Source organism: Streptomyces sp. NPDC054770 (assembly GCF_053611985.1).
The window spans coordinates 213529-239679 of record NZ_JBSHBL010000001.1; the positions used below are offsets into that span (position 1 = coordinate 213529).

At 71.1% G+C, this 26151-nt stretch carries 20 protein-coding genes; 9 read left to right on the top strand and 11 right to left on the bottom strand.

Going from position 1 to position 26151, the window contains the following annotated elements; all coding sequences use genetic code 11:
- Positions 1-144: 144 nt before the first annotated feature.
- Complete coding sequence (locus ACWGKQ_RS00910; RefSeq protein ID WP_189263483.1) at positions 145-441, bottom strand: Rieske (2Fe-2S) protein; 297 nt, start codon at positions 439-441, stop codon at positions 145-147.
- Positions 442-481: 40 nt separating this feature from the next.
- Entirely contained in the window at positions 482-709 is a 228-nt protein-coding gene (locus tag ACWGKQ_RS00915) for a hypothetical protein (RefSeq protein WP_453289711.1), read from the bottom strand.
- A gap of 171 nt (positions 710-880) precedes the next feature.
- On the opposite strand from ACWGKQ_RS00915, the gene ACWGKQ_RS00920 reads away from it, so the two are divergent.
- From ACWGKQ_RS00920 to ACWGKQ_RS00930, 3 genes are read left to right on the top strand one after another with little or no spacing between them, the layout of a single operon-like run.
- A complete protein-coding gene (locus ACWGKQ_RS00920; RefSeq protein ID WP_453289712.1) occupies positions 881-1846 on the top strand; it encodes a helix-turn-helix transcriptional regulator in 966 nt (321 codons plus the stop codon).
- Positions 1843-2841: a helix-turn-helix transcriptional regulator gene (locus ACWGKQ_RS00925; protein WP_453289713.1), complete on the top strand. Its 999-nt coding sequence runs from the start codon at positions 1843-1845 to the stop codon at positions 2839-2841. The genes ACWGKQ_RS00920 and ACWGKQ_RS00925 overlap by 4 nt, the downstream gene beginning before the upstream one ends.
- Positions 2838-3824: a helix-turn-helix transcriptional regulator gene (locus ACWGKQ_RS00930; RefSeq protein WP_453289714.1), complete on the top strand. Its 987-nt coding sequence runs from the start codon at positions 2838-2840 to the stop codon at positions 3822-3824. Before ACWGKQ_RS00925 ends, ACWGKQ_RS00930 begins: the two co-directional genes overlap by 4 nt.
- On the opposite strand, the gene ACWGKQ_RS00935 is transcribed toward ACWGKQ_RS00930, so the two are convergent.
- A complete protein-coding gene (locus tag ACWGKQ_RS00935) occupies positions 3787-4839 on the bottom strand; it encodes a LuxR C-terminal-related transcriptional regulator (RefSeq protein ID WP_453289715.1) in 1053 nt (350 codons plus the stop codon). The genes ACWGKQ_RS00930 and ACWGKQ_RS00935 overlap by 38 nt on opposite strands.
- 396 nt (positions 4840-5235) lie before the next feature.
- Between ACWGKQ_RS00935 and ACWGKQ_RS00940 the strand changes: the two genes are divergently transcribed.
- The 3 genes from ACWGKQ_RS00940 to ACWGKQ_RS00950 are packed head-to-tail and all read left to right on the top strand — an operon-like array spanning position 5236 to position 8556.
- Positions 5236-6783 (top strand): circularly permuted type 2 ATP-grasp protein, encoded by a 1548-nt coding sequence (locus ACWGKQ_RS00940; RefSeq protein ID WP_453289716.1) that lies wholly within the window; start codon positions 5236-5238, stop codon positions 6781-6783.
- Positions 6780-7712 (top strand): alpha-E domain-containing protein, encoded by a 933-nt coding sequence (locus tag ACWGKQ_RS00945; protein ID WP_453289717.1) that lies wholly within the window; start codon positions 6780-6782, stop codon positions 7710-7712. Before ACWGKQ_RS00940 ends, ACWGKQ_RS00945 begins: the two co-directional genes overlap by 4 nt.
- A 1-nt stretch (position 7713) precedes the next feature.
- On the top strand, positions 7714-8556 hold the full coding sequence (locus tag ACWGKQ_RS00950) for a transglutaminase family protein (RefSeq protein ID WP_453289718.1): 843 nt from the start codon (positions 7714-7716) through the stop codon (positions 8554-8556).
- Positions 8557-8778: 222 nt separating this feature from the next.
- Here the strand turns inward: ACWGKQ_RS00950 and ACWGKQ_RS00955 are convergent, their stop codons facing one another.
- Positions 8779-9885 carry a sugar ABC transporter substrate-binding protein gene (locus ACWGKQ_RS00955; RefSeq protein WP_453289719.1) on the bottom strand — a complete coding sequence of 369 codons (1107 nt, stop codon included), beginning with the start codon at positions 9883-9885 and terminating at the stop codon, positions 8779-8781.
- A 293-nt stretch (positions 9886-10178) separates the two neighbouring features.
- On the opposite strand from ACWGKQ_RS00955, the gene ACWGKQ_RS00960 reads away from it, so the two are divergent.
- The gene (locus ACWGKQ_RS00960; RefSeq protein ID WP_453289720.1) at positions 10179-12605 is read left to right on the top strand and encodes a PA14 domain-containing protein; all 2427 of its coding nucleotides are present in this window, start codon (positions 10179-10181) and stop codon (positions 12603-12605) included.
- Between the two features lie 88 nt (positions 12606-12693).
- On the opposite strand, the gene ACWGKQ_RS00965 is transcribed toward ACWGKQ_RS00960, so the two are convergent.
- The 5 genes from ACWGKQ_RS00965 to ACWGKQ_RS00985 all read right to left on the bottom strand — a co-directional run bounded on the left by ACWGKQ_RS00965 (position 12694) and on the right by ACWGKQ_RS00985 (position 17957).
- Positions 12694-13140 (bottom strand): heat shock protein transcriptional repressor HspR, encoded by a 447-nt coding sequence (locus ACWGKQ_RS00965; RefSeq protein WP_046734448.1) that lies wholly within the window; start codon positions 13138-13140, stop codon positions 12694-12696.
- Positions 13141-13145: 5 nt separating this feature from the next.
- Positions 13146-14321 (bottom strand): molecular chaperone DnaJ, encoded by a 1176-nt coding sequence (dnaJ, locus tag ACWGKQ_RS00970; protein WP_453289721.1) that lies wholly within the window; start codon positions 14319-14321, stop codon positions 13146-13148.
- A gap of 36 nt (positions 14322-14357) precedes the next feature.
- The gene (grpE, locus tag ACWGKQ_RS00975; protein ID WP_453289722.1) at positions 14358-15011 is read right to left on the bottom strand and encodes a nucleotide exchange factor GrpE; all 654 of its coding nucleotides are present in this window, start codon (positions 15009-15011) and stop codon (positions 14358-14360) included.
- A complete protein-coding gene (gene dnaK / locus ACWGKQ_RS00980) occupies positions 15008-16843 on the bottom strand; it encodes a molecular chaperone DnaK (RefSeq protein WP_453289723.1) in 1836 nt (611 codons plus the stop codon). Before dnaK ends, grpE begins: the two co-directional genes overlap by 4 nt.
- Before the next feature lie 94 nt (positions 16844-16937).
- Positions 16938-17957, bottom strand: coding sequence for an MraY family glycosyltransferase (locus ACWGKQ_RS00985; protein ID WP_453289724.1), 1020 nt, complete (start codon positions 17955-17957; stop codon positions 16938-16940).
- 225 nt (positions 17958-18182) lie between these two features.
- Here ACWGKQ_RS00985 and ACWGKQ_RS00990 point away from each other — a divergent pair, with 225 nt between their 5' ends.
- Positions 18183-20450, top strand: a complete 2268-nt coding sequence (locus ACWGKQ_RS00990) for a (Fe-S)-binding protein (RefSeq protein WP_453289725.1) — start codon at positions 18183-18185, stop codon at positions 20448-20450.
- Between the two features lie 176 nt (positions 20451-20626).
- On the top strand, positions 20627-21940 hold the full coding sequence (locus tag ACWGKQ_RS00995; protein WP_453289726.1) for a hypothetical protein: 1314 nt from the start codon (positions 20627-20629) through the stop codon (positions 21938-21940).
- Positions 21941-21958: 18 nt separating this feature from the next.
- Here the strand turns inward: ACWGKQ_RS00995 and ACWGKQ_RS01000 are convergent, their stop codons facing one another.
- Both ACWGKQ_RS01000 and ACWGKQ_RS01005 read right to left on the bottom strand, forming a co-directional pair.
- On the bottom strand, positions 21959-23095 hold the full coding sequence (locus ACWGKQ_RS01000; RefSeq protein ID WP_453289727.1) for a sugar ABC transporter substrate-binding protein: 1137 nt from the start codon (positions 23093-23095) through the stop codon (positions 21959-21961).
- Positions 23096-23415: 320 nt separating this feature from the next.
- A complete protein-coding gene (locus ACWGKQ_RS01005) occupies positions 23416-25872 on the bottom strand; it encodes a SpoIIE family protein phosphatase (RefSeq protein ID WP_453289728.1) in 2457 nt (818 codons plus the stop codon).
- Between the last annotated feature and the right edge of the window lie 279 nt (positions 25873-26151).

Here is a 26151-nt window from a genome sequence, read left to right on the forward strand (position 1 = left end):
CCGGGGCGGGGGTTTTACCACATTTGTTCCTCATCCTCCAGCCCCAACCCCCCATCCCGGGGCCCCCGCTGGTTTTCTGGCCCCCCCCCCCCCCCGCTGCGGGGGGAAGCACCTGAGCGATCTTTTTACGACGGGGGAATCGCGTCAGGCACTGCGGGGGGTGGCCGAGATGGTCCTGACGTCCGGGATGTCCGGCTCAGCCAGCCGGTGGTCCCGTTGGTCCAGGTTCACAAAGATCATTCCGTACCGGATCGCGCACCGCACGGGCTGCGGCGCACCCCGGGGCTTGCGCAGGCACCGGTACGCCCGTACGTCCTCGTCCTCGTCCCGCGTGACGACGACCGGCTCACCGAAGACGGTCACCATCAACGAGTCACCACTGTGGGGGATGGCGGTGACCAGGTCGATGAAGTGCCAGCCGGAGCGGTAGGCGGTGGCCATTTCGCGGCGGAAGGATCGGTCGTCGGGTGGGGTGGTCACTTCAGCTCCCGGCTCCATCGGTCGAGACAAGCCCATCGGTGGTGCTGTTGTCAGCCGTGTCCGTCGCCACCACGCTCGGCCAGCCGGTGTTGATGGCCTGAACGGTGTTGGGCCAGCCCGTGTTGGCCCGGACATCAACCTTCGCATCGGACAGACCGCCCAACATGCCGCCAAGTGCCACGGCAGAGAAGGCGGCCACAAGTACCGAGCGAAGCATTTTCTTGCTCATCTTCGGCTTCGTCCTCACTTGAAGGTCCCCTCTTCCCCCGTACGGATAAGACGATGGCTCATTCGGGCACGTCATGGCCACACGATCGGTGCATCATGTTCCTGCATGTTCAGGACCCTGGGGGGTGGAGATTCAGTGACGAATAGGGCGAAAGCGACACATCCCCACGCGATGGCGGATCTGTGCGAGGAAGGCGGCCGTTTGTATGCCGCCGCGCTGCGTGCGGGACGCGTCGCCCGCTCGGATGTCGCGGACGCGCCCTGCCTGATGGAGTTCGCTCTGCTCCAGCCGGATCCGGGCGACCCGAACTGGCTGCTGCCGGTTCCCCCGGCACTCGCCCTGGTCCACCGGCTCGGCCCGATCGAGCGCGAAATCACGGAGCGCCGCCGGCTGTCCACGCAACTCGCCGCCGCCTTCGAGCCTTTCATGTCACTCGGCGCGCACACCATGACGAACAGCGACTCGGTCACCGTCCTGGAGGGCAGCGAGCGGATCAACGCCGCGCTCAATCTCGCCACCGAGCAGTGCCAGACCGAGGTGCTCACGATCCAGCCGAGCGACCGCCTCTCCGAACAGAGCATGCAGCGGGCGCTGGAGCGGGACCGACCGCTGAACGAACGGGGTGTCCGGATCCGGACCCTGTACCAGCACACCGCCCGCTACAGCCCGGAGAAGCTGGCGTACGCCGCCCATCTCGCCGACGGCAAGGCGGAGTACCGCACCATCGACGAACTCGTGGAGCGGCTCATCATCTGCGACGAGACGGTCGCCTTCATCCCCATCCGCGAGGACCAGCAGGTCGCCCTGGAACTGCGCCAGCCGGGCCTCGTCCGCTATCTCATCAGGGTCTTCGAGTTCATGTGGAACCGCTCGGTCCCGCTGAGCACGGGCGGGCACTACGAGGTCGCCTCCCACGGGATCACCGAGATCCAGCACTCCATCGCGAAGCTGCTCGTCGAGGGCCATGTGGACGAGGCCATCGCGCGCCGGCTGGGCATGAACGTCCGCACCTGCCGGGCGCACATCGCCAAGCTGGCCCAGGTGCTCGGCAGCGGCAGCCGCGCACAGCTCGGCTATCTGATCGCCCAGTCCGGAATCCTGGACCAGACGCTTCCCGAAGAGGGCACCACCCCGTGACCTCCGCCCCGCACACCGAGCACGGCGCCGAGGACCTGTGCGCAGCGGGCCGGGAGCTCTACGAGCGTGCCCTCCGGGAGGGCCGCACAGCCGCCCCGGACGTCGCCGACGCACCCTGCCTCACCGACCTGGGCCTGCTGCGCCCGGCGCCGGACGACCCCGGCCGGCTGGAGCCCGTCGCCCCGGTCATCGCCCTGAACCGGCTCCTGTACGGCCCGCGGGCCCGCATCGCCGACGAATGGCGGCGCACGGAACAGCTGGTCGAACTCCTCGCACCGCTGACCCGCGTCGAACGCCGGCCCGACGCGACGCCGGACTCCCCGGCCCTGCGGCTGCTCAGCGGCACCCGGCGGATCAACCAGGCCATCACCGACGCCATGGCCGAGGCACAGCAGGAAGTTCTGTGCATCCAGCCGCACGCCGGTCTGGTCGGCCCGCGCGGCACCGACGCCTACCCCGTCGCCCTCGAGCGCGACCAGGCGTTCCTCGACCGCGGCGGCCGGTTCCGCACCCTCTACCAGCAGACACTGCGCCATGTGCCGAGCGTGTACATCTACGTCGAGCAGATGCACGGTGACAGCGTGGCCCGCGGCCTCGACGAGGTGCCCGACCGGCTCGTCGTCCTCGACCACACGGTCGCCTTCCTGCCCGCCGACGGCCCGGGCAGTCTGGCTCTCGAAGTCCGTCACCCGGCACTGATCAAGTACTTCGTCACCGCCTTCGAGCGGCTGTGGCACCTGGCCACCCCGATGTTCCCCAAGACCGAACACCGCCCCACCGTCAACGGCATCACCCCCCGCCAGCAGGCCATCGCCGCCCTCCTGATCGAGGGCCACACCGACGCCGTCATCGCCGACCGCCTCGGCATGAACATCCGCACCGCCCGCGTCCACATCGCCAAGCTCGCCGCCACCCTCGGCAGCGAGAGCCGCGCCCAGCTCGGCTACCTCATCGGACGCTCCGGGATCCTCAAGGAGCCGGAGGCACCCCTGTGACCCGCCCCGCCCACCCCGACCACGGCGTGGAGGAGCTGTGTACGGCCGGGGAGAAGGTCTACGCACGTGCGCTGAGCGACGGGTACGTGCCCGCCGAGGACGCCGCCGAGGCCCCCTGCCTCACCGACTTCGGTCTGCTGCACCCGGCCCTCGACGATCTGGACCGGCTGGAGCCGGTGCCGGCCGTCGCGGCCCTGCACCGGCTGCTGCGCTCCTCCGCCGCCCGGATCGCCGACGAACGGCGGCGCGAGGCACGGCTGATGGAGCAGTTCGAACCGCTGCTGCGGGCCGGTGACCCGGGCCCGGGCGGCGACACCCCCACGCTGCGCCTGCACAGCGGCACCAAGCCCATCAACCAGGCCATCACCGACGCCATGGCCGAAGCGGGCCAGGAAGTGCTCTGCATCCAGTCGCACACCGGGCTCACCGGCCCCCGGGCCCGCACCGCCGTCGCGGCCGCCCGCGAGCGCGACCAGGCGATCCTGGACCGCGGCGCCCGCATCCGCGCGCTCTACCAGCACACCCTGCGCCATGTCCCGGCCGTGTACGGCGGCTTCGAGCGGCTGCGCGGCGACATCGAGGTGCGCGGGCTCGACGAGACCCCGGACCGCCTCATCGTCATAGACAACGCCGTCGCCTTCCTGCCCGCCGCCGACGACGGCTCCCTGGCCCTGGAGGCCCGGCACCCGGCACTGATCAGGTACTTCACCACCACCTTCGGCCGCCTCTGGCGCCTCGCCACGCCCCTCTACCCGACCCTCGAACACCGCCCCACCGTCAACGGCATCACCCCCCGCCAGCAGGCCATCGCCGCCCTCCTGATCGAGGGCCACACCGACGCCGTCATCGCCGACCGCCTCGGCATGAACATCCGCACCGCCCGCGTCCACATCGCCAAACTGGCCGCCACCCTCGGCAGCGAGAGCCGCGCCCAGCTCGGCTACCTCATCGGACGCTCCGGGATCCTTGATCAGGAAGGCTGACCGCGGCCGGGGCCGCGCTCGTGCCGCCCGGCGGCCCGTCCAGGCCCACCTGCGCTATGCGCACGCCCAGTTGGGTACGGCTGGCCGCGCCGAGCGTCTCCGAGAGGCGGGCGATGTGGGCCCGGCAGGTACGGACGCTGATGCCGAGGCGTTCCGCGATCACCGCGTCCTGGTGGCCCTCCGCGAGGAGCGCCGCGATGGACTGCTCGCGGTGCGAGATGCCCTCGATGCCGGTGTCGGGGAGCGGGGCGGTGAGCGGGATCGCGAGGCGCCAGAGGCGCTCGAAGACCGTGACGAAGTACTCGACCAGGGCCGGGTGGCGCAGCTCCAGGGCCATCGTGCGGTCCGCGTTGGCGGGGATGAACGCCACCGTGCGGTCGAAGAGGATGAGCCGGTCGATGACCTCGTCGAGCGTGCGGGCCTCGACCGCGTCGCCCATCAGCTCCAGGTAGTTGAGCAGACCCTGGCCGTGCCGGGCGACATGCGTGTACAGGTCGCGCATCCGCACGCCCCGGCCGCGCAGGGCGACCGCCCGGTGCAGGCCCTCGGTCAGCTCCGACTCGCGCCGGATACCGCCCGGCTGCACGGTCAGCACCTCCTGCGTGCAGGCCTTCGTGGCCTCGTCCATGGCCGCCTGGATCCGTGACAGCCCGTCGAGCACCCGGATGGCCGCCGTGCCCTCCGCGGACGCCGACACGGCCTGCAACTGCCGTCCGAGACCCGCGTACCACTCGAACGCCTCGACCGCCGACCCCACCCGCCGCTGGCTGTCCGTCACCTCGTCGTACACCCCGCGCAGCAGCCGGGTCATGACCTCCTGCGGGGCGGTCGGCACCAGCCAGTCCATGTCATCGGGGTCTGGGTGCAGCAGCGCCAGCTCCAGCAGGCACGGCACCGCGTCGGCGTCCGTGCGCGGCACCCGGCCGCGGCGCACGGCCCGGGAGTACACGCGGTCCCCGGCGGTGCACAGCCGGTCGGCACCGTGTGGATGCTCCTCCGTCCCGTGCCCGGCCATCGCCCATTCCACCCCCGGTTTGCTGCCTCTTCCGCAGCGCAACTATGAGCGGTCCGGACCGGGTCCGCAACACGGCTCCCCTCACCCGGGGCGTCGCATTACCCGGATACGGCCGGATATCGCACCGCCTCCGCAGACCGCGTTGCAACAAGATGACGGTGGTGGCCAAGAGGCGTGCGGGGCATCGTGGGACCCGCTTCCCACGGGTGTTGCCGTGCACCCGACGGGGGCCCCGGGCCATCCTCCCCCGTTTGGGCCGGGGCCCTTTGCAACGCACCGACGGGGGAGGTGCGTTGCAAGGGAGGGCCGCTCGCGGGCGCGTGACACGTCGGTCCCGGCGAATCCCCGAAATCCGCCAGTGATCGCCGTGTTACGTGCCCGCTCTAACGTCCCCCCATGGCGGACATATTTGACGCGTACGCGTTGGCCGACGCGTGGGACGAGATGTTTGTGCGGCCGGGTGAGGTCAGGACCGCCTATGAGCCGGTACTGGCGGCGCTCCAGCCGATCGAGCCGAGTGAACTGCGGTTCCGGGCCGACCAGATGGCCCGGGCCTTCACCGACCGGGGGGTGACCTACGCCTTCGCGGGCGAGGAGCGGCCCTGGCCGCTGGACCTGGTGCCGAGGATCCTCGACGCCCTGGAGTGGGATCTCGTACGAAGAGGCGTGGCCCAGCGGGTCCGGGCCCTGGAGGCCTATCTGGCCGACGCCTACGGACACGCGCGGGCCTTCGAGGACGGGGTGGTGCCCTGGCGGCTGCTGCTTGGCTCGCCGCACTTCCACCGGGCGGCGCACGCGGTGGAGCCGCCCGGCGGGGTGCGCATCCATGTGGCCGGAATAGACCTGGTCCGGGACGAAGCAGGGGCCTTCCGGGTTCTTGAGGACAACGTGCGGGTGCCGAGCGGGGTGTCGTACGTCATCGAGAACCGCAGGGCGATGACCCGGGTCTTCCCCTCGCTCTTCGCCGAGCAGCACGTGCTCCCGGTGGACGGGTACGCGGGGCGGCTGCTCGCCGCCCTGCGCGCCGCCGCGCCGGGCGGGTCGGCGAGCGATCCCCGGGTGGTCGTCCTCACCCCCGGCCCCAGCAACGCGGCCTACTTCGAACACGCCCTGCTCGCCCGGCTGATGGGCGTCCAGCTGGTCGAGGGGCACGACCTGGTGTGCCGCAGCAACCGGGTGTGGATGCGGACCACCCGCGGCGAGGTACCCGTGCACGTCGTGTACCGGCGCCTCGACGACGACTTCCTCGACCCCCTGCACTTCCGCCCCGACTCGGTGATCGGCTGCCCGGGCATCCTGAGCGCGGCCATCGCGGGTAACGTCACACTCGCGAACGCCGTCGGGAACGGTATCGCCGACGACAAACTCCTCTACACCTACGTCCCGGACCTGATCCGCTACTACCTGGGCGAGGAGCCGGTACTCCCCAACGTGGAGTCCTACCGACCTGACGAACCCGGCCAGTTGGAGGCGGTCCTGGACCAGCTCGACCAGCTGGTGGTGAAGCCCGTGGACGGGGCCGGCGGCCAGGGCATCGTGATCGGCCCGAAGGCCGACAGGGCCACCCTGGAACGCACGCGCAAAGCCGTCGCCGCCGACCCGCGCGGCTTCATCGCGCAGCGCCCGGTGGCCCTCTCCACCTCCCCCACCCTCTCGGGTGAACGGATGGCCCCGCGCCACATTGACCTGCGGCCGTTCGCCGTGAACGACGGCGACGACATCTGGGTGCTGCCCGGCGGCCTCACCCGGGTTGCCCTCCAGGAGGGCAACCTGATCGTCAACTCCAGCCAGGGCGGCGGTTCCAAGGACACCTGGGTGCTCGCCGAGGGCCCCGCCGGACGCCCCGAGCCGGTCGACGCGGGCCCGATCCCCGCGGTCGCCCCGCGCCGCCTCGGCCCGGACGGCACCCGTGCCGTCGTACCGGAAGGAGCGCACCAGCAGTGAACGACGTGATCCTCTCCCGTATCGCCGAATCGCTGACCTGGACCGGACGGTACGTCGAACGGGCCGACGCCACCGGCCGGATCCTCGACGCCTACCTGCACCGGATGCTGGAGGACCCCTGGCGCGACGAGGACGCCGCCTGCCGGTCGCTGTACGCGATCCTCGGCGTCGACGCGGGCGCCGAACGGGTCGACATGCAACAGGTCCTGGACCAGCTCGCCTTCGACGCCCGCTCCACCTGCTCCATCGAGGGCGCCCTGGGCGCCGCCCGGCTGAACGCGCGCAGCGCCCGCGAGGCCGTCTCCTCCGAGATGTGGGAGTGCCTCAACTCCACCTGGCACGCGCTCGGCGACCGGCGCCGCGCGGCCCGCCGCACCGGCCCCTACGCCTACCTGGAGCTGGTCCGCAGCCGGGCCGCGCTCTTCTTCGGCCTCGCCGACTCGACCATGAGCCGGGACGACAGCTGGCGGTTCGTCGTCCTCGGGCGGAGCCTGGAGCGGGTGGACATGACCGTACGACTCCTCTCGGTGCGCGTGCTGGACGCGGCGCACGCGCCGGACTGGCCGACGCTGCTCAGCGCGAGCGGCGCCGACGAGGCGTACGCCCGGGTGCACAGCGGGTTCGGGGACACCCCGAGAGTGGCCGAGTTCCTGCTCCTGGACCGGGACTTCCCGCGGTCCGCGCTGCACGCGCTGACCACGGCGGAGGAGTGCCTGGCCGCGCTCGGCCGGCCCCGCCAGGACCCCGCCCGCTCCCCCGTCGGCCGGGCCCGCACCCGCCTCGAATACCTGGACACCGCCTCCCTGGAGGAGCAGCTGCCCGTTCTGCTGCGCGACCTCCAGCAGGCCTGCATGGCGTGCGCCGACGCGGTGGCCGAGCGGTTCTTCCCGTACCAGGGGCCCGTCGAGTGGGCCCAGGAAGGAGCCTGAGATGGCTCGTCGCCTCCGTATCCGGCACACCACCCGGGTCCCCTACGCCCAGCCCGCCAGTTCCTCGCACAACGAGGTCCGGATGACCCCGCTGACCCTGCCGGGGCAGACCACGCTGGACGCGCGGGTCACCGTGCAGCCGGCGACCGCCGTCTGGTCGTACTGGGACTACTGGGGCACCCAGGTCACCGGGTTCGACCTGGTCGACCCCCACGAGGATCTGACGATCACCGCGTCGAGCCTGGTGGAGACCTCGGCGCCGGGGCCGCTGCCGGCCGCGCCGGGGTGGGCGGAGCTGGCCGAACGGGCCGCCGGGTCCAGGCTGCTGGAGTTCGCGGGCGGGACCTCCCGTACGACGGTGCCGAAGAAGCTGGTGAAGAAGGCGCGGGCCGCGGCGGCGGGGCTGGGGCCGCACGAGGCCGCGGTGGCCGTCTCCGGGATGGTCGCCGACCGGGTGGCGTACCTGCCGGGGACGACCGGGGTGAACACCTCGCCCGCGGAGGCGTGGGAGCAGCGGGCGGGCGTCTGCCAGGACATCACCCACCTCACGATCGCCCTGCTGCGGGGGCTGGGGCTGCCGGCCCGGTACGTCTCCGGGTACCTGCACCCGGAGCGGGAGGCCGAGCTGAACCGGCCGGTGGCCGGGCAGAGCCACGCGTGGATCGAGTACTGGGCAGGCGACTGGTGCGGGTACGACCCGACGAACCGGGTCCGGGCAGGCGAGGACCACGTGGTGGTGGGCCGGGGCCGCGACTACGACGACGTCACGCCCCACAAGGGCATCTACCGTGGCGTACCCGGAGGGGCCCCGGAGGTGACGGTGGAGTTCACGAGGGTCGCGTAGCCGGTCGGGTGCAGGCCGGCGGGGGCTGGTCGCGCCCACGCGGCGGAGCCGCATATCGACACAGCCCCGCGCCCCTTTGGGGCGCTTCAGCCGCGGGCAGTCGTGCCTCCCCCAGTGCCTTAAGGGCCTGGGAGGTGCCCCCAGGCGGCACGGGTGGGCGCGGGCGGCACCCTGCGAGCGCCGGTAAGTGACACCCCGCCCCTCAGGACCGTCGGCGGAGTGCTACTTGAGGCCGGCCGCTGCGCAGGCGGTCTTGTAGGCGGCCGTGCAGATCTGCGAGATCTTGTAGATGCCGTCCGCGACGACGGTGTCCTTGATCTTGCTCTTGGTGACGGCGTTCACCTGGACCAGCTGGGACGGGATGTTCTTGTTGGTCGGGCTGTCGACGGTGTCCTGGGTGAGCGCGTCGAACTGGATGTCCTTGCCCTGCACCTTGTACACGGCCATCTCGGCGGCGGCCTCGGCCTCGTCCGGGTACGGCTTGTAGACCGTCATGTACTGGTCGCCGGTGAGGATCCGCTGGATCGCGTCGAGGTCGGCGTCCTGGCCGGTGATCGGCGGCATGCTGGTGACGCCCGCCGCCTTGAGGGCCTTGACGATGCCGCCCGCCATCGCGTCGTTGGCGGAGTAGACGGCCGCGACGTTGTCCTTGCCGATCGAGTCGACGGCCTTCGTGACCTCCTGCTCGGCGATGTCCGGGTTCCAGTCCTTGGTGTCGTACGAGTCCGCGATCGTCACCTTGCCGTTCAGCTCGGACATGGCGCCCGTCTTGAACTGCTTGGCGTTGGGGTCGGTCGGCGAGCCGTTGACCATGATGACCTTGTCGGAGGTGTCGACGTTGCTGCCGAGGCCCTCCAGGAGCGTACGGGCCTGGACCTCGCCCACCAGCTCGTTGTCGAAGGAGACGTAGGCGGCGATGGGACCCTCGGCGAGTCGGTCGTAGGCGATGACCGGGATGCCCGCCGCCTTGGCCTTCTTCACCGCGCCGGCGATGGCGTGCGAGTCGACCGAGTCCAGGATGATCACGTCGACCTTGTCGTCGATCATCTTCTGCATCTGCTTCGCCTGCGTGGGGGCGGACGACCCGGCGTTCTGGTAGTCGACCTTGCCCTGCTTGTTGGTCAGCTCGGCGATCTTCGACTTCATGATCGGGTAGTCGAAGTTGGTGTACCGGGTGTTGATCTTGTCCGGCATCAGCACACCCACCGTGATGTCGTTGCCCTTCGTCGGGGTCGCGGACGTCGACGATCCTGTCGCGTTGAGCACGCCGCAACCGGCAAGCGAAAGGGTCATCGTGGACGCGGCCACAAACATGGCTATACGACGCATACGGGGGCTCACTTCAGGTGCGGTCCGGACGTGGTCTGCTTTGCGACCCAGATGTCTCAAAAGCCAACGCGTACGCCACACCCGGCGTCAAGCGGAACTACTTAACGAGTGCGCAACACCACGCTCAGCTGAACCTGTGAAGACGGAGCGGAATCCTCTCCAAACTCTCTTTACGGACCCTCCATCCAAAGGGAGTTCACGCGGAGGCAAAGATCAGTACAACCAACTCCATTCCTCGCGAGTCGTGATCACCGGCGGCCTGCCCCGCCGTACGGATACGACCAGAGGATCGAATGAAGTCAGCCAGAACCGCCGTGGCCGCCGCCGTGGGCCTCGCCACGGCAGGCACCCTGCTCGGCGCCTCCTCGGCCGCTTCGGCCGCCTCCGCCACCACGACCTGCGCCTCCCCGGTCTACAAGCGGCAGTTGTTCGCGAACACCACGTTCAAGGGCACCCCGAAGAAGACCGCCTGTGACGCCGCGATCGACGAGAGCTGGAGCGGCGCGCCGGCCTCCGGCCTCCCGAAGGACGGCTTCGGCGCCCGCTGGACGGTGACCCGGGACTTCGGCTCCGGCGGCCCCTTCGCCCTCGCCGCCACCGGCCTGGACGGGATCCGGGTGTACGTCGACGGCGTCCGCAAGGTCGACCTGTGGAAGAACACCTCGAAGACGGTGAGCAGGACCGTCGCTGTCACGGTCCCCAAGGGCAGGCACACCCTCCGCGTCGACTACGTCAACTGGACCGGCGCGGCCAAGGTCAAGTTCACGTACACGCCCCGCACTTCGGCGAGCGTCGACAAGGTCGGGCCGCTCGCCCCGGTGGACCCGAAGGTGTCGTACGACGCGAAGACCGGCAAGGCCGCCCTCACCTGGTCGCGGAACAAGGAGATGGACCTCGCCGGGTACAAGGTCTACCGGCGGCTCAAGGGCGGCTCCTTCGGCAAGCCGCTGGCGACGACCGCCTCCGCCTCGTACACCGACACTCCGCCGAGGACCGGCGCCACGTACTACTACGAGGTCCGCGCCCACGACAAGGCGGGCAACCAGTCCGCCGGCAGCACCGACCAGGGCGTCACGACCCCCGACAGGACCCCGCCGGCCGCGCCGTTCGTCGAGATGGACGGCTGCCCGCCCGACCAGCCCTACGCGGCCCCCGAACTCGTCACGACCGCGGCGAACGCGGCCGACATCGTCCTGTACGAGATGCAGCGGCGCGACCCCGTCACGGGCGCCTGGAGCACCGTGTACACCGGCGCCAAGGGCGCGATCTGCGACACCGGTTACCCGGCCGACGGCAGCAGGGTCACCTACCGGGGCCGGGCCCGGGACGCGGCCGGGAACTGGTCCGCGTACTCACCCGCCACCACGTTCACCACCTCCGACCTGACGCCTCCGGCGACCGCCGCCGACGCCCGCGCCGAGTACCGCTCGGGCCTGCCCCACCTGGTGTGGTCGCCGGTCGACGGTGCCGCCGCCTACCAGGTCCTCCAGTACGACCCGGCGACCGGCGGCTGGGTGGACGCCCTGCCCGGCACGAGCACCGGCACCGGCACCGCCGTCCGCACCACGAAGGACACCGACGTCGTCCCGCGCCAGCAGCTCGCGGTCGCGGACACCTACCGGTACGCGGTGCGCTCGGTGGACGCGAAGGGCAACGCGGCGGCCCCGGTGGAGGTCACGCTGACGATGGCGGACCGCGCGGAGGCCGTCGCCCCGTTCCGGACCAGCGCGTACCGGTACGGCGACGGTGTGCTGGTCTACTGGAGCAGCGCCGACCCGTGGACCTTCGACGGCGGCCCGCTGCTGACGTACCGGATCGTCCGCACCGACGTGGTGACCGGTCGGAGCACCACCCTGGACAAGTGCACGCCGTCCAGCGGGACCGACAAGACGCTTCAGGACCCCGACACGTACTGGACCTGGACCGGTGACGACGCCCCCGCGTACGCCGGCCGCAAGCAGATCGACGGCAGCTGCCTCGACCGCACGGGCGAGTCCGAGACGGCGTACGAGTACCGCGTCGTGACCGTCGACCCGTACGGACACTCCTCACAGCCCGGCCCCGCCGCCACGGCGACCACGCCGGACACCGAGCGGCCGGGCCCGGTCGTGGGTCTGACCGCGGAGCGGGTTCCGCTCGGCGTCCGCCTGTCCTGGACCCCGCCCGCCGACGACGACGTCACCGAGTACTACGTGTGGCAGGGCGTCACCGACCCGGACACCGGTGAGACGGTCTGGAAGAAGAACTGCTGGACAAGGAGTTCGGCGGCCACCGAGATCGTCTGCCCGACCGTCCCCGACGGCGCGGCCCACGTCTACCGCGTGGCCGCCGCGGACGGTTTCCATCTGTACGAGAACGAGGGCCCCGACTTCTTCCACACCGTCACCGTCTCGGTCGACCTGCCCGACACCCGGCCGCCCGGCTGGACGGGGACCGGGATCCGCGCGGACGACTACCCGGAGCTGTACGTCGGCTGTTCCGAGAGCTCCGGCCTCGGCGACTGCTCCCGGTTCGCCGCCTACCGCGTGGAGCGCTGGGACCCGGCCTCGGCCGCCTATGTGACCCTGGCCGAGGGCAGGGCGGGAGACAGGTCGTCGTACATGGACACCACGGTGCACGAGGACGCGCTGGGCCTGTACTACTACCGCGTCGTCCGCCTGGACGCCTCGGGCGCCGAGGCCGCGATCACGTCGAGTGCCTACGGCATCTGGGACTACTGACCGCAGGCGACCACTGACCGCAGGCACAGACGAAAGGGGCCCGGAGGTCGATGAACCTCCGGGCCCCTTCACGCAGGGTGCGGTGCCGCTAGTCCTTCGCCTTCTTCGGCCGCCACACCACCAGCGCGCTGGTCTGCTGCACCTCCTGGTACGGGACCAGGTCGCGGCGGTAGGAGGCGTGGACTGCGGCCTCGCGCTGCTGCATCGCGGCCGCCGCGCCGTCGACCGCCGCCTGGAGTTCGGCGACGCGCTGCTGGAGCGCGACGACCTGGTTCTCCAGTTCGATGATGCGCTTGATGCCGGCCAGGTTGATGCCCTCGTCCTGCGACAACGCCTGCACCTGGCGGAGCAGTTCGATGTCGCGGGCCGAGTAGCGGCGGCCCCGCCCGGCCGTGCGGTCCGGGGAGACCAGGCCCAGGCGGTCGTACTGGCGCAGCGTCTGCGGGTGCAGGCCGGAGAGCTGGGCCGCCACCGAGATGACGTAGACCGGGGTCTCCTCGGTCAGTTCATACGGGTTACGCCGACGGCCGTCCATCTCTGTCATGCTCCCTTCGCGGCCTCGAACAGCTCGGCCCGCGGGTCCTCGCCCGCGGTCGCCTCGCGATACGCCTCCAGCGCGTCACGAGCCTTCCCCGACAGGTCCTTGGGGACACTCACCTCGACGGTGACCAGCAGGTCGCCGCGGGTGCCGTCCTTGCGGACCGCGCCCTTGCCACGGGCGCGCATGGTGCGGCCGTTGGGCGTGCCCGGGGGCAGCTTCAGGGTGACCGGCGGCCCGCCCAGGGTCGGGACCCTGACCTCGCCGCCGAGCGCCGCCTCGGTGAAGGTCACCGGGACGGTCACCGTGAGGTTGTCGTCCTTGCGGCCGAACACCGGGTGCACGTCCACGTGGACCATCACGTACAGGTCGCCGGCCGGGCCGCCGCGCTCGCCCGGTGCGCCCTTGCCGCGCAGCCGGATGCGCTGGCCGTCCGTCACCCCGGCGGGGATGCGGACCTGCATGGTCCGGGACGACTTGGCGCGGCCGCTGCCCTTGCAGTCCGGGCAGGGGTTCTCCGCGATCAGGCCGCGGCCCTTGCAGTCCGGGCAGGGGTCGGTGAGCGAGAAGCCGCCGCCGGATCCCCGCGCCACCTGGCCGGTGCCGACGCAGGTCGGGCACACCCGCGGGGTGCCGTTCGCGTCGCCGGTGCCCGAACAGGCCTTGCAGGGGGACTGCGAGGACATCCGCAGCGGGACCGTGGCGCCCTCGATGGCCTCCGTGAAGCTCAGCGTGACCTCGGACTCGATGTCCTGGCCGCGCCGTGGCTGGGTACGGCCGGCCGTGCCGCCGCCCCGGTTGAACAGGCCCCCCAGGACGTCGCCGAACCCGCCGCCGAAGCCGCCCCCGCCCTGCTGTTGCGCGTTGCCCCCGAAGAGGTCGCCCAGGTCGAAGTTGAAGTTGCCGCCGCCCGCGCCCGGCCCCGGGCGGAAACCGCCGTTGCCGAAGAGGGCGCGTGCCTCGTCGTACTCCTTGCGCTTCTTGGGGTCGCCGAGGATGTCGTTCGCCTCGGAGATCTCCTTGAAGCGCTCCTCGGCCTTGGCGTTGCCCTTGTTGGCGTCCGGGTGGAACTCGCGGGCGAGTTTCCGGTAGGCCTTCTTGATCTCGGCCTCGGTGGCGTCCTTGGGGACGCCGAGGACCTTGTAGTAGTCCTTCTCGATGAAGTCCTTGGTGCTCATCCCCGACGCCCCTCCTTCCGCTCGGTCGTTATTACGTCAGCCCTCCTCAGGGCCGTTGTCCTTCTCCTCGGCCGCGGGGGCCTCTTCGGTCCCCTCGGCCTTCACCGGGGTGGCTCCCGGCTGCGGTTCGGCGACCGCCACCCGCGCGGGGCGGATGGTGCGCTCGCCGATGCGATACCCGGGCTGGAGAATCGCCACGCACGTCGTCTCGGTGACGTCCGGCGCGTAGCTGTGCATCAGCGCCTCGTGGATCGTCGGGTCGAAGGGCTCGCCCTCCTTGCCGAACTGCTGCAGCCCCATCTTCGCCGCGACCGTTTCGAGCGACTCGGCCACCGACTTGAAACCGCCGACCAGTTCGCCGTGTTCCCGGGCGCGGCCGATGTCGTCGAGCACCGGCAGGAGTTCGGTCAGGAGGTTCGCGATGGCGATCTCCCGGACCGTGATCCGGTCGCGCTCCACTCGGCGGCGGTAGTTCTGGTACTCGGCCTGGAGGCGCTGGAGGTCGGTGGTGCGCTCGCCGAGCGCGGTGCGTACCTGGTCCAGCTGGGCCGTCAGACCGGCCAACTGTGCGCTTGAGTCCCCGGCCGGGGCCGCCCCCTGGGAGGGAGCGGCCTTCGGCGCGGCGTCGTCGGGGGTGGCGCCGGAGGGGACGTCGGGCTTCTCCTCGAAGCCCGGGGTCTCCTCCGTCACGCGGCACCGTCCTTGCGCTCGTCGTCGACGATCTCGGCGTCCACCACGTCGTCGGCGGCGTCACCGGCAGGCGCGGCGCCGGCGGTGGCCCCGGAGGCCTGGGCGTCGGCGTACATGGCCTGGCCCAGCTTCTGGGAGACGGCCGCGACCTTCTCGGTGGCGGTGCGGATCTCGGCGGTGTCCTCGCCCTTGAGCGTCTCCTTCAGCTCGGCGATGGACTCCTCGACCTCGGTCTTGATCTCGCCCGGGACCTTGTCCTCGTTGTCCTTGAGGAACTTCTCGGTCTGGTAGACGAGCTGCTCGCCCTGGTTGCGGGTCTCGGCGGCCTCGCGGCGGCGGTGGTCCTCCTCCGCGTACTGCTCGGCCTCCTGGCGCATCCGGTCGACCTCGTCCTTCGGCAGCGAGGAGCCGCCGGTGACGGTCATCTTCTGCTCCTTGCCCGTGCCGAGGTCCTTCGCGGTCACGTGCATGATGCCGTTGGCGTCGATGTCGAAGGCGACCTCGATCTGCGGGACACCGCGCGGGGCCGGCGGCAGACCGGTCAGCTCGAACATGCCGAGCTTCTTGTTGTACGCCGCGATCTCGCGCTCGCCCTGGTAGACCTGGATCTGGACGGAGGGCTGGTTGTCCTCGGCGGTGGTGAAGATCTCGGACCGCTTGGTCGGGATCGTCGTGTTCCGCTCGATGAGCTTGGTCATGATGCCGCCCTTGGTCTCGATACCGAGGGACAGCGGGGTCACGTCGAGGAGCAGGACGTCCTTGACCTCACCCTTGAGGACACCGGCCTGGAGAGCGGCGCCGATGGCGACGACCTCGTCCGGGTTCACGCCCTTGTTGGCGTCCTTGCCGCCGGTCAGCTCCTTGACGAGCTCGGCGACGGCGGGCATCCGGGTGGAGCCGCCGACGAGAACGACGTGGTCGATCTCGCCGAGCTGGATGCCGGCGTCCTTGATGACGTTGTGGAACGGCGTCTTGCAGCGCTCCAGGAGGTCCGCGGTCAGCTGCTGGAACTGGGCGCGGGTGAGCTTCTCGTCGAGGTGCAGGGGGCCCTCGGCGGAGGCGGTGATGTAGGGCAGGTTGATCGAGGTCTCGGTGGAGCTGGACAGCTCGATCTTGGCCTTCTCGGCGGCCTCGCGGAGGCGCTGGAGGGCCATCTTGTCCTTGCCGAGGTCCACGCCGTGACCGGCGGCGAACTGCTTGACCAGGTAGTCGACGACGCGCTGGTCCCAGTCGTCACCACCGAGGTGGTTGTCGCCGTTGGTGGCCTTCACCTCGACGACGCCGTCGCCGATCTCCAGGAGGGACACGTCGAAGGTGCCGCCACCGAGGTCGAAGACGAGGATCGTCTGGTCGTCCTTGTCGAGGCCGTACGCGAGCGCGGCCGCGGTGGGCTCGTTCACGATGCGCAGGACGTTCAGGCCCGCGATCTCGCCGGCTTCCTTCGTCGCCTGGCGCTCGGAGTCGTTGAAGTAGGCCGGGACGGTGATGACCGCGTCGGTCACCTTCTCGCCCAGGTAGGCCTCGGCATCCCGCTTGAGCTTCTGCAGGATGAACGCGGAGATCTGCTGGGGGTTGAAGTCCTTCCCGTCCAGCTGGATCTTCCAGTCGGTACCCATGTGACGCTTCACGGACCGGATCGTCCGGTCCACGTTGGTGACCGCCTGGCGCTTGGCGACCTCGCCGACCAGAACCTCGCCGTTCTTCGCGAAGGCGACGACGGACGGCGTGGTCCGGGCACCCTCGGCGTTGGTGATGACGGTGGGCTCGCCGCCTTCAAGAACGCTGACGACGGAGTTAGTCGTGCCCAGGTCGATGCCGACCGCACGTGCCATGGTGATTTCCTCCAGCTGACTTGAGTGGAACGGACTCAAGTGTGCATCAAGCCTCGCCCTGGGTCAACAGACCTGAGTGAGGCGGACTCAAGTCTTATCCGCTCCTTACACGCAAGTGGCCGCTGACCTGCGTGGATTCCAGCCCCTTGGGCCCGTAGACCGGAACCCGAAGGAGTAGCAGGACGATGCTGAAGGTGACGCAGGCGACGCAGGTGGCGCCGGTCCGGCCCACCCAGCCGCCGTGCACGAGCACCCCGACGAGCACCCCGGCGAAGGAGCAGGCGCCGAGGGCGACGGTGGCCCCCGGCGAGGTGAGCCCGAGTCGCCGCAGCCGGTGCGCGAGATGGTCGGGCCCGCGCCGCAGCACCGGCCGCCCGGCGAGCAGCCGCGACAGGACGACGAGCAGTACGTCGGCGCCGGCGACGGCCGTGAGCGCGAACAGCACGTCCGCGCTCGCGACCGGATCGTGCCCGGCCCGGGTCACCAGCGCGGCCGCGGCCAGCACGAACCCGGCGAACAGCGAGCCGGTGGCGCCGAGCGCGATCCGGGCGGGATGCCAGTTGTGCAGCAGGAAGCCGGTGAGCGCGGCGGCGAGCACGCTGAGCAGCACGGCGAGTCCGTCCATCACCTCGGCGGCGGCACAGGCGCCCACCCCGAAGGCGGTGACCACCCCGACGGTCCCCGCGAGCCCGTCCGCATGGTCGAGCCCCTTGAAGGCGACGGCGACGAAGGCGATCCACCCGGCGCCGAGCAGCCCGCCGGCGACGCCGAACTCGCCGTACGGCACGACGCACGCGGCCGCCACCGCCGTACCGAACAGCAGGAACCGCGTCTTCAGCCGCCACACGTCGGCGACCACCCCGAGCAGCGCCACGGCTCCCCCGGCGGCCACCAGCTCCCCGACGCCGGTGCCGAGCGGGGCGACACCGGTCCAGTCGCCGGCGAACGCGACCAGACAGGTGGCGCCGACCATCGCCAGGCCGCCCAGGGCGGGCACCCGGCGCGCCCGCCTGCGGTCGACCAGCCCGAGCCGCAGGGCGCACGGCCGGATCAGCGCGGCGAGGAAGGCGGCGAGCAGGAAGGCGGTGGTGGCGGCGGCGATCCCGTAGAGCACAGGTCCAAATTAGACCTGAATGTAACAATTCCGTACGAATAACACGATCAGGTTGGGGCGTGCCGCCCAGGCAGACCTCAGCGATCCAGATCACCCCGCACCTGGCTACAGTGCGAGTAAAGATGCGGGTAGTCTCGAACCGACTGCATAAGTTACCGCTTAGTAATTTCGGGAACCCTCTGTGAAGAGACCCGAAGAGACCCCTCGCAGGCCCGAGGAGCCCCCATGCAACTCGCCGCGATCATCGTGTCGCTGGTTCTGATCGTGGTCGGCGTGGCGTTGTTCGCCCGCGCCGTCCTGCAGATCTACAACTTCATGCGGCTCGGCCAGAACGTGCCCGCAGGCACCCGCACCGACGAGCCGGTCCAGCGGACCGTCACGGTGGTCAGGGAGTTCCTCGGCCACACCCGGATGAACCGCTGGGGCATCGTGGGCGTGGCGCACTGGTTCGTCGCGGTCGGCTTCTTCTCGCTCCTGCTGACGATCGTCAACGCCGTCGGCCAGCTGTTCCAGGCCGACTGGATCCTGCCGGTCATCGGCGACTGGGCGCCGTACAACATGTTCGTCGAGTTCATCGGCACCATGACGGTCCTCGGCATCCTCGTGCTGATCGCCGTCCGCCAGCTGAGCAAGCCGAACCGGCCGGGCCGCAAGTCCCGGTTCGCCGGCTCCAACTTCGGCCAGGCGTACTTCGTCGAGACGGTCATCCTGATCGTCGGCGTCTGCATCTTCACGCTGCACGCCCTGGAGGGCGCCCAGCACCACGTGGACTCCTACGAGGCGTCGTTCTTCATCTCGTACCCGGTGGTGTCCTGGTTCCGCGGCATGGACGTCTCCACGCTCCAGAACCTCACCTACTTCTTCGCCGGCCTGAAGATCGCGACCTCGTTCATCTGGATGATCGTGGTCGCCCTGAAGACCGACATGGGCGTCGCCTGGCACCGCTTCCTGGCCTTCCCGAACATCTGGTTCAAGCGGAACGCGACGGGCGAGACCTCGCTCGGCGCCCTGCTCCCGATGACCTCCGGCGGCAAGGCGATCGACTTCACCGACCCCGGTGACGACGACGTCTTCGGCGTCTCCCAGGTCGAGCAGTTCTCCTGGAAGGGCCTGCTCGACTTCTCCACCTGCACTGAGTGCGGCCGCTGCCAGTCGCAGTGCCCGGCCTGGAACACCGGCAAGCCGCTCTCCCCCAAGCTGCTGATCATGTCGCTGCGGGACAACGCGCACGCCAAGGCGCCCTACCTGCTGGCCGGCGGCGGCAAGACCGCGGAGGGCGAGGAGAAGGCGTCCGAGGAGCAGCTGAAGGACGTCCCCGCGGCCGCCCTCGCCGAGGCCGAGCGCCCCCTCATCGGCACCGCCGAGGAGAACGGCGTCATCGACCCGGACGTGCTGTGGTCCTGCACCACCTGCGGTGCCTGCGTCGAGCAGTGCCCGGTCGACATCGAGCACGTCGACCACATCGTCGACATGCGCCGCTACCAGGTCATGATCGAGAGCGCCTTCCCGTCCGAGGCGGGCACGATGCTCAAGAACCTGGAGAAGAAGGGCAACCCCTGGGGCCTGGCGAAGAAGCAGCGCCTGGAGTGGCTCAAGGAGGTCGACTTCGAGGTCCCGGTCGTCGGCAAGGACATCGAGGACCTCACCGAGGTCGAGTACCTGTACTGGGTCGGTTGCGCGGGCTCCCTGGAGGACCGCGCCAAGAAGACCACGAAGGCCTTCGCCGAGCTGCTGCACATCGCGGGCGTCAAGTTCGCGATCATGGGCGGCGACGAGAAGTGCACCGGCGACTCCGCCCGCCGCCTGGGCAACGAGCCCCTGTTCCAGGAGCTCGGCATGGAGAACGTGGCCGCGCTGAACATGGCGTTCGGCGAGGACGACGAGGACCCGGCGACGAAGAAGCCCAAGTCGGCCAAGAAGATCGTCGCCACCTGCCCGCACTGCCTCAACACGCTCGGCAACGAGTACCCGCAGCTCGGCGGCGACTACGAGGTCATCCACCACACCCAGCTGCTCCAGCACCTGGTGGACGAGGGCAAGCTGGTCCCGGTCACCCCGGTCGAGGGCATCATCACCTACCACGACCCCTGCTACCTGGGCCGCCACAACAAGATCTACACGCCCCCGCGCGAGATCATCGGCAAGGTCCCGGGCCTGCGCAACGAGGAGATGCACCGCCACAAGGAACGCGGCTTCTGCTGTGGCGCCGGTGGCGCGCGGATGTGGATGGAGGAGCGGATCGGCAAGCGCATCAACAACGAGCGCGTCGACGAGGCCCTGTCCGTGAACCCCGACATCGTCTCCACCGCCTGCCCGTTCTGCCTGGTCATGCTGACCGACTCGGTCAACGGCAAGAAGAACGACGGCAAGGCGAAGGAGTCCATCCAGGTCGTGGACGTGGCCCAGCTGCTCCTCGACTCGGTCCGCACCCCGGTCGACCCGGCCGGCGAGGCGGAGCAGGAGCCCGCTCCGGAGCCGGAGCCGGTGAAGTAGCCCGTTCGTCCGGAACGCCCCTCGGCCCTGTGCGGGCCGGGGGGCGTTCCGGTTTCCCCGGCTGCCGACGTCACGGCACGGCCGACCGCGCCGTGACCCGGACGGCCCACCCCTGCTCGCGCGTGCGCTCTCCGGCGGTTCGGCTGGAGGAGGGCCGGAGCGATCTGGAGGTACGGGTGACGGAGGACAGCGGGCACGCGGACGGCGGAGCCGACCGGTCCGACGACGTCCGGGAACTGCGGGCCCGGGTCGCGGCCCTGGAGAAGGAACGGGCCCGGCCGCCCCGGCACCACGCCAGAAGCCTCCTCGCGGCCGTCCTGATCGTCGTCGGCTGTCTGCTCGCCCCGCTCTCCGTGGTCGCCTCGTGGGCGGCCGACCAGGTGGGCGACACCGACCGCTACGTCAGCACGGTCGCCCCGCTCGCCTCGAACCCCGACGTGCAGAACGCCGTGGCCGACCGGGCCACCGACGCGCTCATGAGCCACCTGGACCTGCCCGCCCTGCTCGCCGACGTGGCGCCCGCGGACCGGCCCCGCCTCCAGCAGGCGCTGGGCGGCCACCTCGGTGACGCCCTCGAAGGGGCGGTACGCAGCTTCGTCCACGACAAGGCCCGCGAGGTCGCCGCGTCCGACGCGTTCCGGACCGTCTGGACCGACGCCAACCGCCGGATCCACAGCAGTCTCGACAAGGCGCTCACCGGCAGCGGCGGCGGTGCGGTGCAGCTGACCGGCGACAGCGTCACCCTCGACATCGGGCCCCTGGTGGACCAGGTCAAGCAGCGGCTCGTCGCCGCCGGGCTGACCCCCGCCGAGCACATCCCCGCCGTGCACACCGACTTCACCCTCGTCAGGTCCGACCAGGTCGGCAAGGTCAAGACCTACGTACGGCTGCTCCAGCTCGCCGGGAACTGGCTGCCCGTGCTGGCCGTGCTGCTCGTCGCCGCCGGGGTGCTGCTCGCGGTCCGGCGGCGCCGGGCCCTGGTGGCGGGCTGCCTCGGGGTCGCCGTCGCCACCGGGCTGCTCGGCATCGGGCTGCGCGTGTTCCGGGTGTTCTACCTGGACCGGCTGCCCGCGGGCGTCTCCCCCGGCGCGGCGGCCGCCGTCTACGACGCGCTCACCCACTTCCTGCGGACCGGCGTGCGCGTGGTCGTGGCCCTCGGCGTCGTCGTCGCCCTGGCCGCCTGGCTCACCGGACCGGGCCGGTACGCCGGGCTGGTCCGTGGCCTGTGGACGTCCGGGATCGGCGCGGTACGCGGCACCGCCGACCGCGCCGGACTGCGCACCGGCCCGGTCGGTCCCTTCGTACGCCGGTACCGCGCCTGGATCACCTGGGTCCTGGTGGCCGTGGCGGTACTGGTCTACCTGCTGTGGCCGTACCCCACCGGCTGGGTGGTGGTCGGCATCGCCCTGTGCCTGCTGTTCGTCCTGGCCGTGGTGGAGTTCCTCCTGGCAGCGCCCCCGCCGCCGCCGTCAGAGGGCTCGGCGGCCTGATCGCCCCGCACTTCCCCGCTACTTCAGGCCGATCGCGTCGCACGCCGACCGGTACTTCGGGGTGCAGATGTCGGCGACGGTGTAGACGCCGTCCGCGATCACCGTGTCCTTGATGTTGTCCTTCGTGAGGGCCACCACCGGCACGAGCGTCGCGGGAATGTCCTTCTGGGTCGGGCTGTCGACCTTGTCCTGGGTCAGCGCGTCGTACTGGATGTCACGGCCCTGCACCTTGTACACCGCCATCTGCGCGGCGTCGGTGGCCTCGTCCAGGAACGACTTGTACACGGTCATGTACTGCTCGCCCGTGACCACCCGCTGCACCGCGTCCAGGTTCGCGTCCTGCCCGGTCACCGGGGGGATCGTGGTGGCGCCCGCACTCTTCAGCGCGTCGATGACGGCTCCGGCCATGCCGTCGTTGGCCGAGTAGACGGCGGCGATGTTGCTCAGGCCGACGGCCTGGATCGCCTTCTTCATGTTGGCCTCGGCGACCGCGGGCGACCACTTGTCGGTGTCGTACTCCTCGGCGATCCGGACCTTGCCCTTGAGTTCGCTGAGGGCGCCGTCCTTGAACTTCGCCGTGTTGGGGTCCGCGGGGTCGCCGTTCATCATGACGATCTTGCTGGTGGCGGCCTTGCTGCCGAGCGCCTCGATGATGGCGCGGGCCTGGACCTCGCCGACGAGTTCGTTGTCGTGCGAGACGTAGGCGTCGATCGGGCCCTGGGCGAGCCGGTCGTAGGCGATGACGGGGATGCCGGCGTCCTTCGCCTTCTGGACGTCCGGTGCGATGGCCTTGGCGTCCAGCGCGTCCACCACGATGATGTCGACCTTCTTGGCCACCATCTCCTGGAACTGCCGGCTCTGCTTCTCCTGGCTCGCCTCGGCGTTGGCGTAGTCGACCTTGCCCTTGCCGTGCGTGAGGGTCGCGACCTCCTTCTTGAAGATGGGGTGGTCGAAGGCCTCGAAGCGGGCCGTGTCCTTGTCGGGCAGGAGCAGCCCCACCGTGATGTCGTCGCCCTTCGTCGGGGACGCGGAGGTGTCGCCGCCGCCGATGCCGTCGACGACGCCGCACGCGGTGAGCGTGAGGGCGGACGCGGAGGCGGCCAGGGTTATCGCAAGGCGGGGCAGGGGGATCCCGCGGAGGGTAGGAGCGCTCACATCAGGCGCCTTCCAGATTTGGGGAGCGTCATGGGCAACCGACGGTGTGAAGGAAGCAAACGCGTAGTGACCGGGTACGTCAAGACGTAAGGACAAAAGAGCAGTTGGCCCGTGCCGTGCACGTCATCCCACAACCTGCGGCCGCGGGGCGGTTCTCGCAGGTCAGCCTGGTACGGCGGGAGTTCACAGGGGTGGCGGACCAGGAACCACGGACGGGCCGGAGCGGCACGTTCCGGGCAACAGGCCATCCATATCCGGTACTTCGCCGCCTCCGCAGTACCTCCGCAGCACCTTCGCAGTCTTCGCCATCTTCGCTGTCGCTACTGATCGGTAGCGACGTCGTCGCCCGCCGGCGACGCGCCATCGGCCCGCCGACCGCCCTCCGGCCGGCCGGGGAGTTCGATCTCGGCCCAGATGGTCTTGCCGGCGGGCTGGTGGCGGGTGCCCCAGCGGCGGGCGAGCCCGGCGACGAGCAGCAGGCCGCGGCCGCCCTCGTCGTAGGTGCGGGCCCGGCGCAGGTGCGGGGCGGTGCCGCTGGCGTCGGAGACCTCGCAGATCAGGCTGGTCCCGCGGAGCAGCCGGAGCTGGACGGGCGGTTGCCCGTAACGGATGGCGTTCGTGACGAGCTCGCTGACCACCAGCTCGGCCGTGAACGCCACGTCCGGCAGCCGCCAGTCCGCCAGCCGGGCCAGCACCCGGGCCCGGACGTCGGCGACGGCGGCCGGGTCGGAGGGCAGGTCCCAGGTGGCGACCCGGCCGGCGTCGAGCGCCCGGGTGCGCGCGACGAGCAGGGCGACGTCGTCCTGGGGCTGCGCGGGCAGCAGCGTCCGGAGCAGCTCGTCGCACAGCTCCTCCAGCGGCCGGGCCGCGACCCGGTCCAGGGAGCGGCGCAGCCGCGCCAGACCGCTGCCCAGATCGTGCCGGGCGTCCTGGACCAGGCCGTCGGTGTACAGCGCGAGGAGGCTGCCCGGGGCCAGTTCCCGCTCGGCGGTCTCGAAGGGCAGCCCGCCCGCGCCCAGCGGCGGGCCGGGCGGCACGTCGAGGAAGTCCGCCGGGCCGTCCGGCCCGACGACGGCGGGCGGCGGATGGCCCGCGCTGGCGGCCGTGCACCGGCGGGAGACCGGGTCGTAGACCACGTACAGGCAGGTGGCGATGAGATCGGTGCACGCTTCGAGGTGGGGTTCGTGTTCCGCGCTGCTCTCCTCCTCGGCCGCCAGCAGGGTGACCAGGTCGTCGAGGTGGGTGAGCAGTTCGTCGGCGGGCAGGTCGACGTCTGCCAGGGTGCGCACCGCGGTCCGCAGCCGGCCCATGGTTGCCGACGCCCGCAGTCCGTGGCCCACCACGTCGCCCGCCACCAGGGCGACCCTGGCGCCGGAGAGCGGGATCACGTCGAACCAGTCGCCGCCCGGTCCCGCCCGGGTACGGGCCGGCTGGTAGCGGTGGGCCACCTCGACCGCGTCCTGGGCCGAGATCCGGTGCGGCAGGAGGCTGCGCTGGAGGGCCAGCGCGGTGCCGCGTTCCAGGGTGTAGCGGCGGGCGTTGTCCACGGCCACGGCGGCCCGCGCGGCGATCTCCTCGGCCAGCAGCAGGTCGTCGCGGGTGAACGGCTCCTCGCGCCGGTGCCGGACCAGGACCGCCACCCCGATGGTGATGCCGCGGGCGCGCAGCGGAATGACCATGACCGAGTGGATCCCGAACCGGCGGACCACTTCGGACCGCTCGGGATCGGCGCGTTCCCAGGCCCGGATGGCGTCGTCCGCGGTGTTGTGCAGCGAGGACCTGCCGGTGGCCAGGCAGCGGACCGGGGGTGCGGACGCCGGGTAGTCGTCCACCTCGCCCGGCTCGATCACCGCCTCGGGCGCACCGGGCAGCACCGACTGCTGCGCGGCGCGGCGCAGCGGGACCCGGCCCGTCCCGGACGGTCTCGGCTCGACGCCGCGGCACAGGGAGTCGAGCAGGTCGACGGTGATGAAGTCGGCGAGCCGGTCCACCGTCAGGTCGGCCATCTCCTGCGCCGTGCGCATCACGTCCAGGGTGCTGCCCACCCGGGCGCTGACGTCGTTCAGCAGCGCGAGCCGTTCCCTGGCCAGGTACTGCTCGCTGACGTCGAGCGCGGAGACCTCCACGTGCCGGACCCGCCCCGCCGGGGTGACGACCGGGGAGACCGCGACGGACCAGACCTTCTCGGGGGCGTCCGGCCGGACCCGGCCCCGCAGGTGGAACTCCTCGGGCTCGCCCGTCGCGAGCACCCGGCCCATGCCGTCCTCGATCCGCCGGCACAGGTGCGGCGGCAGGATGTCGGCGACGTGCCGGCCGCGCAGCCACTCCTCGCGCAGGCCGAGTTCGCGCACGGCACCGGCGCTCGCCTTCACGACCCGCAGCCCGGCGTCGTACACCATCACGGGCAGCCGGCACTGGGCGAACACCTCGTCGCCCGTCACCGCGTCCGGCGTCACCACGAGGAGCCGCTGGGCGCGGCCCTCTCCGTCGAGCGACGGGTACGCCCGCACCCGCACCGCCACGGGCCGGCCGTCCCGGTGCCGGAGCAGGGCCGTCGCCGCGCCCCCGCGCAGCGCCGCGAGCCCCTCCCCGTCCCCGCCGTCCAGCCGGCTGACGGGGCTGCCGACGGCCTCCTGGCAGGGATATCCGAGCAGCCGCTCGGCGCCCGCGCTCCATCCGGTCACGACGCCCCGGTCGTCGACGACCGCCGTGGCCGCCGGGTCCGCCGGAGCGGGCGGTACGGCGCCGCTCCCGCTCGCCGGGGTGGCATCACCCATACCGCTCACCGCCCGATCTCACCGCCCCACCCTCCTCACACCTCCCCCCATCGTCCTGCGCCCACCCCCACACGTCACTTCCGCCGGCTGAGGAGGGGGGCGGGCGGGGAGGGGGGACAGCTGGGGGGGCAGCTGAGGGGACAGCTGGGGGGGACAGCCGCGGAGGGAGACGGCCGGAGGGGGACGGCGGGGAGAGGGGACAGCGGGGAGAGGGGACAGCCGCGGAGGTCGACAGGCGCAGAGGAGGACGGCCGGGGAGGCGGACGGCCGCAGAGGGCG